A 14,786-nucleotide genomic window follows, 5' to 3' on the forward strand; every position below is an offset into this window, starting at 1 on the left:
CACATCACGCAGTTCACGCAACTTGTGACTGGCAAAAGCCGGACCCCCGCCCTAGCGTGCCAGCATGAGCCATCCAATCCATGACAGCCGATATTCCTGGCTTCGCCTTCTGATCACGCTTGGCATCGCCATGGTGGCGAATGCCGGTATGTGGGCGGTGGTCGTGGTGATGCCCGCAATCGAGGTACAGTTCAACGCCGGAAGAGCCGAAGTGTCGATGCCCTACACGCTCGCCATGATCGGCTTTGCGTTTGGTAATATGTGGCTGGGGCAACTGGTGGATCGGCTGGGCGTGACCAAAGCGCTGATCGGGGCTTCTGTGCTAAGTGCAGTCAGCTATCTATTGGCGACATTGGCCCCGAACATGTTGATGCTCTCGGTGGCGCATCTATTGATGGGCTTGGGCGCATCCATCGGGTTTGGCCCCTTGATCGCGGACATTTCCCATTGGTTCATGCGGCGACGCGGGATCGCCGTCGCGCTGGTCGCCAGCGGAAACTACCTGTCTGGGGCCATCTGGCCCACCCTGCTGGCCGGAATTCTGGCCCGAGAAGGGTGGCAGCAAGTCTATCTGACATTGGCCATCGTGACACTGATCGTTGTTATACCTCTTTCCTTACTACTAGGCCGTAAGGTTCCGGACGAAGCCCACAGTACTGCAGCTGCTACTGCTCAAATTAATACGCGCAGCGTTGGAATACCTCCGCGCACCCTTCAATACATCCTGGGTCTGGCCGGGATCGGCTGTTGCGTAGCCATGTCCATGCCACAAGTTCATATCGTGTCCTATTGCGTCGGGCTGGGCTATGGCCCTGCGGTCGGGGCCGAGATGTTGTCACTAATGCTGTTGGGTGGTGTCCTCAGCCGGATCGTTTCGGGGTTGGTCGCCGACAAGTTGGGTGGGATCAGGACCTTGCTTATCGGTTCTACCCTGCAATGCATCGCCCTGTTTCTATTCCTGCCCTATGACGGGATGATCTCGCTTTATGTCATCAGTATGCTGTTCGGGCTGGCGCAAGGTGGGATCGTGCCCAGCTATGCCTTAGTGGTGCGCGAATACATGCCCCCGAAAGAGGCCGGCGCACGGGTGGGGTTCGTCCTGATGATGACCATCATGGGTATGGCTTTGGGCGGGTGGATGTCCGGGTGGATATACGACGTGACGGGAAGCTATCAGTTGGCCTTCGTCAACGGCCTTCTTTGGAACGGGTTGAACATCGCCATCCTGCTGGTGCTGCTGCACCGCTCGCGCCCTCGCGGGCACGGGGCGTTGGCATGAGCCTGCTGTCCCGGCGCATCGTTCTGGCCGGGTTGGCCGCCTTGCCCATGGCGCGTCCAGCCCAAGCTGCGCTTACTCAATACGAGCTGGTGTCACAGGGCACATCCGTCGACTTTACCTTTGATCTGTCGGGCCTTGCACAATCCGGTACCATGCCAATCCAGTCGGCGGATATTCAGATCGACTTGAGCAATCTGATCAACAGCCGCGTCAGCGTGACCCTGAACGCGGCTGAAGCCCGCACCAGATTGCCCTTTGCCCGAACCGCAATGCTGAGCGCCGGGGTGCTGGACGTTGAGAACTTTCCAACCATTCACTTTACGTCAACCAAGGTGCAGCTTGGAGAAGGCGGTCGAATTTCGCGCGGTGCAGAGGTTACCGGAGACCTGACCCTGCGCGGTGTCACCCGCCCGATCACCCTGCAAGCCAACCTTCACCGACCGCCCGGCAGCGCCGCAAATATCCTGGATATGCTCTCGATCCAATTGACCGGCTCGCTCAACCGTCACGACTATGGGGCGTCCGGCTATGCCGATCTGGTACAGGACACCGTCGGGCTAGACATCCGGGCTGAAATCAAAAAAGCCGAATAGGCAAAAAACGACGTCCCCGCGTCGATTAGGCGCGCGCATCACCGGCAAAATTCGCCAAGGTGCCCCCATCATGCGTACGATCATTTCTTTTGCCGCCCTCTTTCTTTCAGTCATTCTGCTGCAACTTTCCACAGGTGGCGTCGGGCCGCTGGACGCCATCTCGGGCATTACACTGGAATTCACGACCGAGCAGATCGGTCTGCTGGGCTCGTCCCATTTCCTAGGCTTTTTCATTGGTTGCTGGTGGGCCCCGAGACTGATGGGGAATGTCGGCCACTCTCGCGCCTTCGCGGTCTGCACGGCTTTGGGTGCAATGGGGTTGATCGGGCATACCCTGACCGACAACCCCTATCTATGGGCCGCATTGCGGATCGCTTCGGGCACCTGTGTGGCGGGCTGCTATACCGTGATCGAGGCCTGGCTGAATGCCAAGGTCACCAACGAAACCCGTGGCCGGGCGATGGGGACCTATCGGTTCGTGGATATGGGGGCGTCACTGGGGGCACAGTTGATCATCGCCGTGCTGCCGCCCGCCTCATACGTGTCTTATAACCTGTTGGCGATTTTGTGCTGTGCCGCCCTGCTGCCGCTGACCCTGACCCGCGCCAGTCAGCCGATCACACCTAACGCCCCCCGCTTGCGGCCCAAACTGGCCTGGCGCAGTTCGCCCCTTGCTGTGGCAGGTGTGATTGTTGCGGCGCTCAGCTCAGCCTCGTTCCGAATGGTCGGTCCGGTTTATGGGCAAGAGGTCGGACTAGGCGTGGATCAGATCGCGTTCTTCCTGGCCTCATTTGTTCTGGGTGGGGCGCTGGCGCAATATCCGCTGGGATGGTTGGCCGACAAATTCGACCGGCGCTGGGTACTGATCTGGTTGTCCGGTGCTGCCGTGCTTAGCTGTGGCGTAACAATGGCCGCCAGCGGAACCGGCACCTTGGGCGTCATGCTGGCCGCTGCCATTTTTGGCCTGACAACTTTCCCGATCTTCTCGGTGTCATCGGCGCACGCAAATGACTTTGCTACCACCGAGGAACGGGTCGAATTATCAGCCGCTTTGATGTTCTGGTACGCGCTGGGGGCTATTGCTTCGCCCTACATTTCGTCCACCCTGATCCAGCAATTCGGTCCAAGTGCCCTGTTTGCCTTTGTGGCAGCCGGGCATCTGGTTTTGATCGTGTTTGGCCTGGCCCGGATGCGGTCCCGCCCAACACCGGACGAGCGGACCAACTATGTTTACGCCCCACGCACTTCGTTCACCATCGGGCGGTTGTTGAAAAAGTCGCGCGAAGATTAAAGGGCCGGGAAATCCCGGCCCCTTATTCCGTTATTGCTGTGTCGGCGGTGTTTCGTCTTCCACCACCTCGGCCACTTTGGCGGGTTCAACCGACTGCTCCAGCGCGCCGTTCACCACGCCACCGACGCCTTGCTCCATCGACAAACCAAGTTCTTCACCCAGCTTCTTGAGCGCGGGCATCTGCACCGCCATACCCATGATCGAATCCAGCGCCTGATTGACCACCGGCTTGTCGCCATTTGCAGCCCCGCCTCCATTGGCAGCGCCGATGCCGCCGACCTGATGGATCTTGATCGAGTCGATCTTTTCAGCCGGCTTCACCATTTCCGAGATGATCGACGGCATGGTTTCGATCCGGGTCAGATCAACCTTCATGCGGATCTGTTCGGGCGACAGGGCATTGTCTGCCTCAACGATCGCGCGCTTACCTTCCGCTTCGGCCAGCATGTCGTTCTTCTTGGCCTCGGCGCGGATATTCAGCGCGTCCGCTTCGGCCTGCGCTTCTTCACGGCGGGCTTCGGCGCGGTCGGCGGCGGCCTCTTTCTCGGCCTTTGCGGCCAAACGGATCGCGGTGGCCTGACGTTCGGCTTCACGCGTGGCTTCGATCAGTACGATCTGCTTTTGACGCTCGGCCTCGGCCACTTCGCGGGCAGTTGCCACGGCTTCGGTCGCCTTAGTCGCTTCAGCACGAGCCAAGTCAGCAGAGGCACGTGCGCGGCTTTCCTCTTCGGATTTCTGCGCGATGATGATCTGGCGTTCTTGCTCAGCCACTTCCAGTTCCCGCTCTTTCGCGATTTCGGCATCACGGATATTGCGCTCACGCTCGATCTCGGCGGCCCGAATGGCTTCCTCACGGGCGATCCGGGCGCGTTCGGTTTCACGCACCGAATCTTCGGTTCGCGCCGCAATTTCAGCCTCTTGTGCCACGCGCAAGGTTTCCACCTTCTGCGTCTGCTCGATCCGCGCCTGCGCTTCATCCTGCTCGATCAGCAGTTTCTGACGTTCCGCTTCCATCGCGGCACGGCGAACCTCAACCTCAGCTTCAGCGTCGATCTGCGCGCGTTCTTTCTTGGACACGGCGATGACCTCTGCCAGTTTGCGCATACCTACCGCGTTAAACGCGTTGTTCTCGTCCAAGGCCTCAAACGGCGTCTGGTCCAGCGCCGTCAGCGAAACAGATTCCAGCGACAAGCCGTTCTTCAACAAGTCCTCAGACACCGCATTCTGCACCTCTTGCACAAAGTCGGCGCGGTTTTCGTGCAGCCCGTCCATGGTCATTTGAGCGGCCACAGCACGCAGACCGTCGATCAGCTTACCTTCGATCATCTCGCGCAGTTGCTCGACGTCAAAAGTGCGACCACCAAGTGTTTGAGCCGCGCGCGAAATACCTTCTTCGGTGGCCATGACCGAGACGTAGAATTCCACGCCAACGTCCACACGCATCCGGTCCTTGGTGATCAGAGCAGCCTCGCCGCTGCGCTGCACTTCAAGGCGCAAGGTCTTCATGTTGACCGGGCTGACCTCGTGCAGCAGCGGTACGATGATGACGCCGCCATCCATGATGACTTTCTTGCCACCTGCCCCGGTTTTCACCAGACTGACCTCTCGGGTCGCGCGGCGATACAGACGGCCAAGCACAAGGCCGATGAACAAAACGACTGCTAATAAGGTCACAACTGTGACGGCCAGGAATGGTAGTTCCATGCTAAATCCTCCAGGTTGGGGTTTGAAATTTTGTTAGTCTGACAAGCCGACCAGAACGAACCGGTCACGCCGTCGGTCACGCAAAACCAGCACTTCGGTGCCTTGTTTCAGCGCATCCTTGTCCTGCAACGGTTCCGCGCGAAGGTAGTGAGAGTTTCCAAAACGGTCGGTGACGCGGACCTCAGCCGGACGCCCGCGCGAGGCCGTTCCTTGCGTGATCATGCCACGACGGCGTGCAAGCATGCGTTCCGACATCGCCTCGGTCTCGGTTTTCGGCAACAGGCGGGCAAAGACACCACCAAAGCCGCGCGCAAACCACAGGGCAAAGGCACCGGCCGGAAGTGCCGCCATCCAGCTTGGCAGGTCAAAGCCCAGCAGATCGCGCAGCGCCAATTGCAGGCCAATTCCCGACAGGCCGAATCCAGCCAGCAGAACCGCCAGCCATATCATGAATGGCACCTTGCCGATCCCAAGCCACGCCAAAGGACTCGAAGGGGCTGCGCCCGATACGTCCGCCTCAACCTCGGCCAGTTCGAATTCGCCCAGATCAACATCCGCGTCGACATCCAGGTCAAAATCACCAATGTCCAGATCGGGACCGTCAACCACATCCAGATCGACCTCGGCCTCGCCTGCCATAAGACTTCCGCCCAGAACCAAAGCGATCAGTTCCAGCCCAAGAAGACCGAACAGAAGCGCAAGCGCCAAGGTAAAGGGCACAAATGCGCCCTCTAGCAAAAAGTCAAACATCAGTAGGTTGCCCTCGTTTTATGTATACTTTTGTATACATTAGATAGGTAGCGATAACACAAATTCAAGTAGCCGTGATTCCATTATTCAACCTAGGGGTATTGTGGACCACCAGCCGGATGCAATCGCATTCCTCTGCCAGATGGATTTTCGGGGTTGTTGTTGTTTTAAATCGCCCCTGCGCGAAACCCGGGGTTTTGCTGGCCGGTTACATAAGGTAGACGGGCGCGCAGATAGATACGTGGAAACGCAAAATGGCTCGGATTCTCATCACCTCGGCGATCCCTTACATCAACGGGATCAAGCACCTCGGCAATCTGATCGGCTCGCAATTGCCTGCCGATCTGTACGCGCGTTATCAGCGTGGCCGGGGAAATGAGGTCATGTTCCTGTGCGCCACGGATGAACACGGCACCCCCGCCGAACTGGCCGCCGCCAAGGCGGGTAAACCAGTGGCCGAATATTGCGCCGAGATGTACGGCGTTCAGGCCGACATCGCCAACCGCTTTGGTCTGAGCTTCGATCACTTTGGCCGTTCGTCCAGCGATCAGAACAAGAAGCTGACCCAGCATTTTGCAGGTAAGCTGGATGACGCCGGACTGATCCGCGAAGTCACGGAAAAGCAGGTTTATTCCAATGCCGATGGCCGCTTTCTGCCCGACCGTTATATTGAGGGCACCTGCCCCAATTGCGGCTATGAGCGCGCGCGCGGCGACCAGTGTGAAAACTGCACCAAGCAGCTGGACCCGACCGACCTGATTGAGCCGCGCAGTGCGATCAGCGGTTCTACCGATTTGGAGGTGCGCGAAACCAAGCACCTGTATCTGCGTCAGTCGGCCATGAAAGATCAGCTGGACGCCTGGATTGACAGCAAGACCGACTGGCCGATCCTGACGACCTCCATCGCAAAGAAGTGGTTGCACGATGGCGACGGTCTGCAAGATCGCGGCATCACCCGTGATCTGGATTGGGGCGTACCGGTCAAGAAAGGTGATCAGGACTGGCCGGGGATGGAGGGTAAAGTCTTCTATGTCTGGTTCGACGCGCCCATCGAATACATCGCCTGCGCCAAAGAATGGGCCGATGCAAACGGCAAAGCCGACGCCGATTGGCAGCGCTGGTGGCGCACCGACAAGGGCGCGGATGACGTGCGCTATGTGCAGTTCATGGGCAAGGACAACGTGCCCTTTCATACGCTGTCCTTCCCGGCCACCATTCTGGGTTCGGGTGAGCCGTGGAAGATGGTCGACCACCTGAAATCGTTCAACTACCTGAACTATGACGGCGGCCAGTTCTCGACCTCTCAGGGCCGCGGCGTCTTCATGGATCAGGCGCTTGAGATTCTGCCCGCTGATTACTGGCGCTGGTGGCTGCTGAGCCATGCGCCCGAAAGCAGCGACAGCGAGTTCACGTGGGAGAACTTCCAGCAATCTGTGAACAAAGACCTTGCGGATGTACTGGGCAACTTTGTCAGCCGGATCACCAAATTCTGCCGGTCTAAATTCTCTGAGGCCGTGCCAGAGGGCGGTAGTTTTGGTGAACGTGAAAAGACCCTGATTGACGATCTCACAAAACGCGTTCGGGCCTATGAAGGACATATGGAGGCGATGGAGGTTCGCAAATCCGCGCAGGAATTGCGGGCGATTTGGGTCGCGGGCAACGAATATCTACAGGCCGCTGCCCCTTGGTCAACCTTCAAAGAAGATCCGGAACAGGCCGCAGCTCAGGTACGTCTGGGGTTGAACCTGATCCGCCTGTATGCTGTTCTCAGCGCCCCCTTCATCCCCGAAACGTCGGCCCGGATGCTGAGCGCGATGAATACTCTGGACACCAGCTGGCCCGACGATATTGCGGCTGCGCTGAAAGCACTGCCCGCTGGGCATGCCTTTACGGTACCAGACGTGCTGTTCGCCAAAATCACTGACGAACAGCGCGAAGATTGGGAAAACCGGTTCGCCGGCGCGCGCGAATGATCTGATGCAACATCTGAAATTGGAAACGGGGGCCAAACGGTCCCCGTTTTCCGTTGTCTCAACTGAAGCCAGCCATGCGACCACAGGCAAATCGGCCTAAGTCGGCCTGTTGACGAGAAAATTCCCGCAAGTCTCTGCCCGTTCGTCGTATTCAAGAAGCTTGAGATATAATCCCAAAACGGTCATCCTGACCTGAATTCAGTCGACTCGCCGGGGCGGCCAACCTGCCCGGGCGCAAAATCCTTATAATGAACGAGGCGCCTGCCATGTCCCTTGCATTGAAGAACTTAAATATCCGTCACAGCGGACCAGTCCAGGCCTTTGCTGTCTTGGTTTATCTGGGCATGGCACACACAGCCACAGCACAAGACCAAAGCGACGCCCCGCCGCCCAAAGTTTCGATCGCGGCTGCGTATACTGAGGAAATCACCGAAGAGGCCAGCTTTATCGGCCGCGCCGAGGCCCTGAACAAGGCCGACATCGTGGCGCGCGTCAGCGGGTTTCTGGAAAGTCAGAATGTCGAAGACGGCGCGCTGGTGAAACAGGGCGATTTGCTGTTCACCATTGAGCCCGACCTTTATGAAGCGACGGTAGAAGCACGCAACGCCGACCTCGACAAGGCCGAGGCCAATCTGGAACTCGCCAAGGTCGAACTGGCCCGTAAACAAGAGCTTTACGAACGAGACGCCACCCCTGAATCCGAACGCGATATCGCCCGCGCGAATGAACTGGTGGCCGAAGCACAAGTCAAAGCTGCCAAAGCCGCGATCCAGCAGGCCGAACTTGATCTGAGCTACACCAAAATCCACGCCCCGTTTGACGGGCGCATTGGTCGGGTTGCAATCAGCGTCGGTGACGTGGTCGGTCCGAACAACCCGCCGCTGGTCAATATCGTCAGCGAGGCGCCGATCTATGTGAATTTTTCACTGAATGAAAAGCAGTTTACCTCGGTTCTTGAAACCGTGGGTGAGAACCCCGCATCCCTAAGCGAAAGCGACAAAAGCCCGAATGTTCATATAGATCTGCCAAACGGCTCAGAATTGGATGAAACGGGCAAAATCGTGTTTGTCGACAACCGAATCGACCCTCTGACCGGTGCCATTACGATGCGTGCCGAATTCTCGAACGCCGACCGGTTGATCGTGGACGGTGCATTTCTGAACGTGCGGATCGAGGCCCTGCAACCCACGCTTGAGGTTCTGGTGCCACAGGCCGCACTGCAACGTGATCAAAGGGGTGAATTCGTACTGGTCGTCAATGACCAGCAAATGGTCGAACAGCGTTACATCACCACCGGCGACAACGAAGGAACAGCTGTGATCGTCAAAGACGGCCTGCGCGAAGGCGAAAGCGTCATTGTCGAGGGCCTGCAAAGGGTTCGTCCCGGGGTTGCCGTCGATGCCGTCGTGGCATCTGAGCAGCCGGGAGAGTAACAGATGTTCTCAGCCCTGTTCATCAGCCGGCCCAAGCTGGCGCTTGTTATTTCGCTTGTCCTGACCATCATGGGCGCCATCGGCTATCTGGTTCTGCCAGTGGCCCAGTTCCCCGACATCACGCCACCGGTGGTCAGCGTAACGACCACCTATACCGGTGCCAACGCCGAGACCGTTGAAAACACCGTTGCCGCGCCCATTGAGGCGCAGGTGAACGGTGTGGATGACATGATCTACATGACGTCCACCTCGGCCGATAACGGCTCGTATTCATTGAATGTCACCTTCGAGGTCGGCACCGATCCCGATATCGCCTCGGTGAACGTGCAAAACCGCGTGGCACAAGCGATGTCCTCGTTACCGGCCGAAGTGACATCTTCGGGCGTGGTGACGCAGAAGGCGTCCACCAACATGCTGCTGCTGGTGACGCTGACCTCGCCCGAGGGAACGTATGACAGCGTGTTTCTGTCGAATTATGCCTCGATCAACCTGAAAGACGCACTGGCGCGCGTTCAGGGCGTTGGTAAGGCGGACGTTCTGACCAATCTGGAATACGCCATGCGGATCTGGATGGACCCGGATCAAATGGCCGCGTTGTCCATTACTCCGGGCGACGTGATCAACGCCATCCGCGAGCAGAACGTCGAAGTATCGGCAGGTTCGATCGGTGCCCCACCAGTGCCCGAGGGGCAGACATTTCAGTACACGATCAAGACCAAGGGCCGCCTGACCTCGGCCGAGGAATTCGGCGAAATTGTCATCCGCACCGGCGATGCAGGATCTATCGTGCGGGTCAAAGATATCGCACGGGTGGAACTGGGTGCAGAATACTATGCGGCGTCCGGCTATTTCGATAGCGTTCCGGCCACCGTCATTGGTATTTATCAGGCCCCTGGCGCAAACGCGCTGGCGGTTTCTGAACGTGTCGAGGCCGAATTGCAGCGGCTGTCTCGCAGCTTCCCTAACGATGTAGAATATGACGTTCCCTTCAACACCACCGACTTTGTGGAGCAATCACTGAACGACGTGGTGACGACCCTGATCTTGACGTTCACGTTGGTAATCTCGGTTGTGTTTGTCTTTCTGGGCAGTTGGCGGGCGACGATCATCCCGGCTGTTGCGATCCCGGTCTCTCTGATCGGTACATTCGCGTTTTTGCTGCTGTTCGGAATGTCACTGAACACGATCTCGCTGTTTGCGTTGGTTCTGGCCATCGGCATCGTGGTGGATGACGCGATTGTTGTGGTTGAAAACGTCGAACGGATCATCGCGGACGAAGGATTGCCCCCAGCAGAAGCAACCCGAAAGGCCATGGGACAGATCACCGGCCCAGTTATTGCTACCACGCTGGTTCTGCTGGCCGTGTTCGTACCGGTGACTTTCATGCCCGGTATCTCGGGGCGGCTGTATTCACAGTTCGCGGTAACCATCTCAACCGCCGTTGTGATTTCCTCAATCAACGCGCTGACCCTGTCGCCAGCCTTGTGCGGCCTTGTTCTGAAGGCGCGTTCGGGGCCACCCAAGGGGTTGCTGGCCGTGTTTGAACGCTTCATCGGCACAATCCGCAGCGGCTATGTCGCCATCGTGCGCAAACTGTTGATCCTGCCGGTCGTCGGTCTGGGCGTTATCGTTGCGCTGGCGATGGGCACCGGGACCATCATGTCCAACACATCCAGCGGCTTCCTGCCGCTTGAGGATAACGGTTACCTGTTCGTCGACATTCAGCTGCCAGACGCGGCAACGCTGGAACGGACCGAGGTCGTCTCGGCTCGTGTGGATGATCAGATTCAGCAGATCCCTGGCGTTTCAAGTACCGTTCTGATCAACGGATTTTCGATCCTGAATGGCACCACCACAAATGGCGCGGCGATCTTTGTGAACCTCGAAAACTGGGATGATCGTCAGGACGATGACCTGAGTGCGGATGCTATTCTGCAAAAGGTTCTGGCGATTGCGTATGGTGAATCCGCCGCCTCGATCGTGGCCTTTAACCCGCCGCCTATTCAGGGCCTTGGCAATTCGGCCGGAGTCGAGATGGAGGTGCAACAAACCGGGGGCGGCACACCGCAGGATCTGGCCTCGGCCGTGGGGTCGTTCGTCTACGCAGCGAACCAGCGGCCCGAAATCGGGCAGTCCTATACGACCTTCCGCGCAAACGTGCCGCAGTTGTTCGTCGATCTGGACCGCGAAAAAGCCAAAACACTGCAAGTGTCCGTGGCCGAAGTGTTCCAGACCATGCAGGCGCAGTTGGGGTCGTACTACGTCAACGACTTCAACCTGTTCGGACGGGTGTATCGCGTGATGATCCAGGCCGATGGCAGCTATCGCGACAATGTCGAAGATATCTCGAACCTTTATGTCCGCTCGGAACAAGGTGAGATGGTGCCACTGGGTACGCTGATCGACGTGGAAAACGTGCTGGGACCAGTGCTGCTTAAGCGGCACAACCTGTTCCGGTCGGCGACCGTTACAGCTGTACCAGCGCCGGGCTTGTCCACTGGCGATGCTATCAACGTGATGACCGAGGAATCAGCGACCGCCCTGCCCCCGGGATACGCGTTCGAATGGACTGGTACGGCGCAGCAGCAGTTGGCCTCGGGCAGTCTGGTGATTGTGATCCTGGGGCTGGCGATCTTGTTTGGCTATCTGTTCCTTGTGGGGCAATACGAAAGCTGGTCGATGCCGGTGTCGATTCTGCTGTCGGTGATTGTGGCCCTGTTCGGGGCGGTGGCCGCCGTGGCCATCGTGGGCAGTGATATCAACCTCTACACACAGATCGGGATGATCATGCTTGTGGGGTTGGCATCGAAAAACGGCATTCTGATCGTTGAGTTCGCGATGGAGCAACGGGCAAATGGCCTTTCGATCCGGGATGCCGCCGCCGAGGCAGCCTATCAGCGTTTTCGCGCGGTGATGATGACCGCCCTGTCCTTCCTGCTGGGCGTTGTACCGCTGCTAGCAGCGAGTGGTGCGGGTGCGGCCAGCCAGAAAGCGATCGGTGTTGCCGTCTTTGGCGGGATGCTGGCAGCCACGCTGGTTGGTGTCATTCTGGTGCCGGTTCTCTATGCCCTGATGCAGAGTCTCAGGGAATGGATCAAGGGCACCAAGAACGACCCCGGTCCCTCGGAAGAAACAGCGTAATAATAAAAGCCCCGCCAAATCGGCGGGGCTTTTTCTTAGGCAGCAGCCTGAGCGCTGCGATGGTCCATCCAATCCTGTATCCGGGCGATCTGCTCAACGCTCAGACGCAAGCCCAGCTTGTTTCGACGCCAGACGACATCCTCGGCCGTGCGGGCATATTCTTTATCCATCAGCCATTCCAACTCGCGCGCAGTCAGTGTGGCACCAAAGTCCTCTCCCAAGTCTTGGGCGGATTTCGCATCCCCTAGAATGATCCTGGCCTCGGTGCCGTAGGCGCTCACAAGACGCTCGGCCCAGGCGCGCTCCAAAAAGCCAAAGTCAGCTTCCAACCCAGCCACCAGATTTTGCACCCCGTCGACAGGGAAATCTCCGCCAGGCAAAGCCACACCAGCCGTCCAGGGACCGGGTAAGTCCGGGAAATGCTCGGCTGCTTTCTCCAACGCACTCTCGGCCAGACGTCGGTAGGTTGTGATCTTGCCGCCGAAGACATTCAGCACCGGTGCCCCGCCTTGCGCGTCCACTTTCAACGTATAGTCCCGAGTCGCGGCGGTGGCGCTACTGGCACCGTCATCGTACAGCGGGCGGACACCTGAGTATGTCCAGACGATTTCATCTCGCGTCACTGGCGTCTTGAAATATTTGGTCGCAAACGCGCACAGATATTCCTGTTCCGCCTCGGTACACACCGGAGATTCAGATGGATTCGGATGATCCTGATCTGTCGTGCCGATCAAGGTGAAATCACGCTCGTACGGGATGGCGAAAATGATGCGCCCATCCTCGCCCTGAAAAAAGTAACACTTGTCGTGGTCAAACAGCCTGCGGGTCACGATATGACTGCCCCGCACCAACCGGACGCCCTCGCGCGAATTCACGTGGATTTTCGATTGAATGATATCCCCAACCCAGGGACCACCAGCATTGATCAGCATTCTAGCCTTGATCACGCGTGTCTCGTCACTGTCGCGGTCCCGAACCGTCACCTCCCATAGGTCGTCTACGCGCTTCGCCGCCAGAACCTCGGTGCGAACCATAATATTAGCACCGCGTGCCGCGGCATCGCGGGCGTTGAGAACGACAAGGCGCGAATCCTCGACCCAGCAATCGGAATACTCATAGGCGGTCTCAAACTTGTCCTGCAGCGGTCGCCCTTCGGGTGCTGTTTTCAGGTTCAGAGACGCCGTGCCCGGTAGAATTTTACGCCCACCCAGATGGTCGTACATGAACAACCCCAACCGGATCAGCCAGGCCGGACGACGACCCTTCATCCAAGGCATCACGGTGCTTAACAGGCGCGAGGTCGGCGTTTCGGAATCGAACCGCATGTCTGCGTGGTACGGCAGCACAAATCGCATCGGCCAGCTGATATGCGGCATCGCCTGCAGCAAGGTTTCACGTTCGATCAGGGCCTCGCGGACAAGGCGGAATTCAAAGAACTCCAGGTACCGCAATCCGCCGTGAAACAGTTTGGTCGACGCCGACGAGGTTGCCGAGGCCAGATCGTTCATCTCGGCCAGAGTCACCGACAGCCCGCGCCCCGCTGCATCGCGTGCGATGCCGCATCCATTGATGCCGCCGCCAATGATAAAAAGGTCTGAGATCTGGTCGTGTGACTGTTCCATATCTGGATGATTCCCGTTTGCCGAAAACGCGTGCTCATTAACCGTACAGGCCCGCGCTTCGTCAATGTTTGTTTTCGTTTTTGTTCGTTTTGCCACAAAATACTTGCTTTTTTGTGCATTCGCCCAGCACACTATTGCAATTCAACGGAAACAGAACAAAAACGAACACATCATAATTGGAGCCAACCGTGTCCCTTTCCTTTCGCCAGTCAGACATTCTGAACATCGCTAAACAAGATGGCCGCGTGATGGTCGAAGACCTAGCGCTGCGGTTTGATGTGACGGTTCAGACCATCCGCCGCGATCTTTCGGAACTTGCTGACATGGGTAAACTGGACCGCGTGCATGGTGGTGCTGTCCTTCGTTCGGGGGTGTCGAATATCGGGTATGAGGATCGCCGGGCGCTTCACGCAGACGCCAAGACGAGCATCGCGCAACTTTGCGCGCAGGATATTCCCGATGGCGCATCTGTGTTCCTGAACATCGGCACCTCGACCGAGGCTGTTGCCCGGCAATTACTGAACCACAAAGACTTGATGGTGGTGACCAATAACATGAACGTCGCCAATATTCTGGTCGACAACCCAAACTGTCAGATTGTTGTGGCGGGCGGTGTGCTGCGCCGTTCGGATGGGGGACTGGTCGGCAACCTGACGGTTGCTACCATCGAACAGTTCAAGTTCGACTATGCCATCATCGGATGTTCGGCGTTGGATGCCGAAGGTGATCTGATGGATTTTGACTTTCAAGAAGTCCGGGTCAGTCAGACCATCATTGCCCAAGCCCGCCGAACCTGCGTGGTGGCCGATCACTCCAAATTCCAACGTTCAGCCCCCGCCCGAATTGCCTCATTGTCCGATGTCGATGTGTTCTATACCGACAAAGCCCTTCCCAATTCTCTGACCAAGAAATGTTCCGAATGGCGAACACAATTAAAGCTGTGCGCCTGACCCCAAGTAATTCGCATTAAACGGGAATTTCCTTCGCGACTTCTTGCCAG

Annotated in this window: 10 protein-coding genes; 7 read left to right on the plus strand and 3 right to left on the minus strand. The window is 57.9% G+C overall.

Annotated features, from left to right (window positions below; all coding sequences use genetic code 11):
• Positions 1 to 64 precede the first annotated feature (64 nt).
• The 3 genes from ACR0AL_RS04435 (at position 65) to ACR0AL_RS04445 (ending at position 3,163) form a co-directional block, all read left to right on the plus strand.
• Positions 65 to 1,279, plus strand: a complete 1,215-nt coding sequence (locus tag ACR0AL_RS04435) for an MFS transporter (RefSeq protein WP_480662095.1) — start codon at positions 65 to 67, stop codon at positions 1,277 to 1,279.
• A complete protein-coding gene (locus ACR0AL_RS04440) occupies positions 1,276 to 1,872 on the plus strand; it encodes a YceI family protein (RefSeq protein ID WP_170348445.1) in 597 nt (198 codons plus the stop codon). Before ACR0AL_RS04435 ends, ACR0AL_RS04440 begins: the two co-directional genes overlap by 4 nt.
• Before the next feature lie 70 nt (positions 1,873 to 1,942).
• Entirely contained in the window at positions 1,943 to 3,163 is a 1,221-nt protein-coding gene (locus ACR0AL_RS04445) for an MFS transporter (RefSeq protein ID WP_170348444.1), read from the plus strand.
• A gap of 30 nt (positions 3,164 to 3,193) precedes the next feature.
• Here the strand turns inward: ACR0AL_RS04445 and ACR0AL_RS04450 are convergent, their stop codons facing one another.
• Both ACR0AL_RS04450 and ACR0AL_RS04455 read right to left on the minus strand, forming a co-directional pair.
• Complete coding sequence (locus ACR0AL_RS04450; RefSeq protein ID WP_480662097.1) at positions 3,194 to 4,867, minus strand: flotillin family protein; 1,674 nt, start codon at positions 4,865 to 4,867, stop codon at positions 3,194 to 3,196.
• A gap of 33 nt (positions 4,868 to 4,900) precedes the next feature.
• Complete coding sequence (locus ACR0AL_RS04455) at positions 4,901 to 5,617, minus strand: OB-fold-containig protein (protein WP_170505033.1); 717 nt, start codon at positions 5,615 to 5,617, stop codon at positions 4,901 to 4,903.
• A gap of 254 nt (positions 5,618 to 5,871) precedes the next feature.
• On the opposite strand from ACR0AL_RS04455, the gene metG reads away from it, so the two are divergent.
• The 3 genes from metG to ACR0AL_RS04470 all read left to right on the plus strand — a co-directional run bounded on the left by metG (position 5,872) and on the right by ACR0AL_RS04470 (position 12,164).
• A complete protein-coding gene (gene metG, locus ACR0AL_RS04460) occupies positions 5,872 to 7,590 on the plus strand; it encodes a methionine--tRNA ligase (protein ID WP_480662099.1) in 1,719 nt (572 codons plus the stop codon).
• Between the two features lie 266 nt (positions 7,591 to 7,856).
• Complete coding sequence (locus ACR0AL_RS04465; protein ID WP_170348440.1) at positions 7,857 to 9,023, plus strand: efflux RND transporter periplasmic adaptor subunit; 1,167 nt, start codon at positions 7,857 to 7,859, stop codon at positions 9,021 to 9,023.
• A 3-nt stretch (positions 9,024 to 9,026) separates the two neighbouring features.
• Positions 9,027 to 12,164 (plus strand): efflux RND transporter permease subunit, encoded by a 3,138-nt coding sequence (locus tag ACR0AL_RS04470; RefSeq protein WP_170374950.1) that lies wholly within the window; start codon positions 9,027 to 9,029, stop codon positions 12,162 to 12,164.
• A gap of 35 nt (positions 12,165 to 12,199) precedes the next feature.
• Here ACR0AL_RS04470 and glpD read toward each other — a convergent pair whose 3' ends face one another.
• A complete protein-coding gene (gene glpD / locus ACR0AL_RS04475) occupies positions 12,200 to 13,786 on the minus strand; it encodes a glycerol-3-phosphate dehydrogenase (RefSeq protein WP_480662102.1) in 1,587 nt (528 codons plus the stop codon).
• Between the two features lie 188 nt (positions 13,787 to 13,974).
• On the opposite strand from glpD, the gene ACR0AL_RS04480 reads away from it, so the two are divergent.
• Positions 13,975 to 14,736: a DeoR/GlpR family DNA-binding transcription regulator gene (locus ACR0AL_RS04480; protein WP_480662104.1), complete on the plus strand. Its 762-nt coding sequence runs from the start codon at positions 13,975 to 13,977 to the stop codon at positions 14,734 to 14,736.
• Positions 14,737 to 14,786: the final 50 nt, after the last annotated feature.

The sequence above is a fragment of the Ruegeria sp. BB1 genome (genome assembly GCF_056539465.1).

What these genes read in the sequence shown, in the direction of transcription:
- ACR0AL_RS04435 (WP_480662095.1), top strand. Translation starts at nt 65, where the DNA reads ATGAGCCATCCAATCCATGACAGCCGATATTCCTGGCTTCGCCTTCTG.
- ACR0AL_RS04445 (WP_170348444.1), top strand. Translation starts at nt 1,943, where the DNA reads ATGCGTACGATCATTTCTTTTGCCGCCCTCTTTCTTTCAGTCATTCTG.
- ACR0AL_RS04470 (WP_170374950.1), top strand. Translation starts at nt 9,027, where the DNA reads ATGTTCTCAGCCCTGTTCATCAGCCGGCCCAAGCTGGCGCTTGTTATT.
- ACR0AL_RS04440 (WP_170348445.1), top strand. Translation starts at nt 1,276, where the DNA reads ATGAGCCTGCTGTCCCGGCGCATCGTTCTGGCCGGGTTGGCCGCCTTG.
- ACR0AL_RS04455 (WP_170505033.1), bottom strand. Translation starts at nt 5,617, where the DNA reads ATGTTTGACTTTTTGCTAGAGGGCGCATTTGTGCCCTTTACCTTGGCG.
- glpD (WP_480662102.1), bottom strand. Translation starts at nt 13,786, where the DNA reads ATGGAACAGTCACACGACCAGATCTCAGACCTTTTTATCATTGGCGGC.
- metG (WP_480662099.1), top strand. Translation starts at nt 5,872, where the DNA reads ATGGCTCGGATTCTCATCACCTCGGCGATCCCTTACATCAACGGGATC.
- ACR0AL_RS04465 (WP_170348440.1), top strand. Translation starts at nt 7,857, where the DNA reads ATGTCCCTTGCATTGAAGAACTTAAATATCCGTCACAGCGGACCAGTC.
- ACR0AL_RS04450 (WP_480662097.1), bottom strand. Translation starts at nt 4,867, where the DNA reads ATGGAACTACCATTCCTGGCCGTCACAGTTGTGACCTTATTAGCAGTC.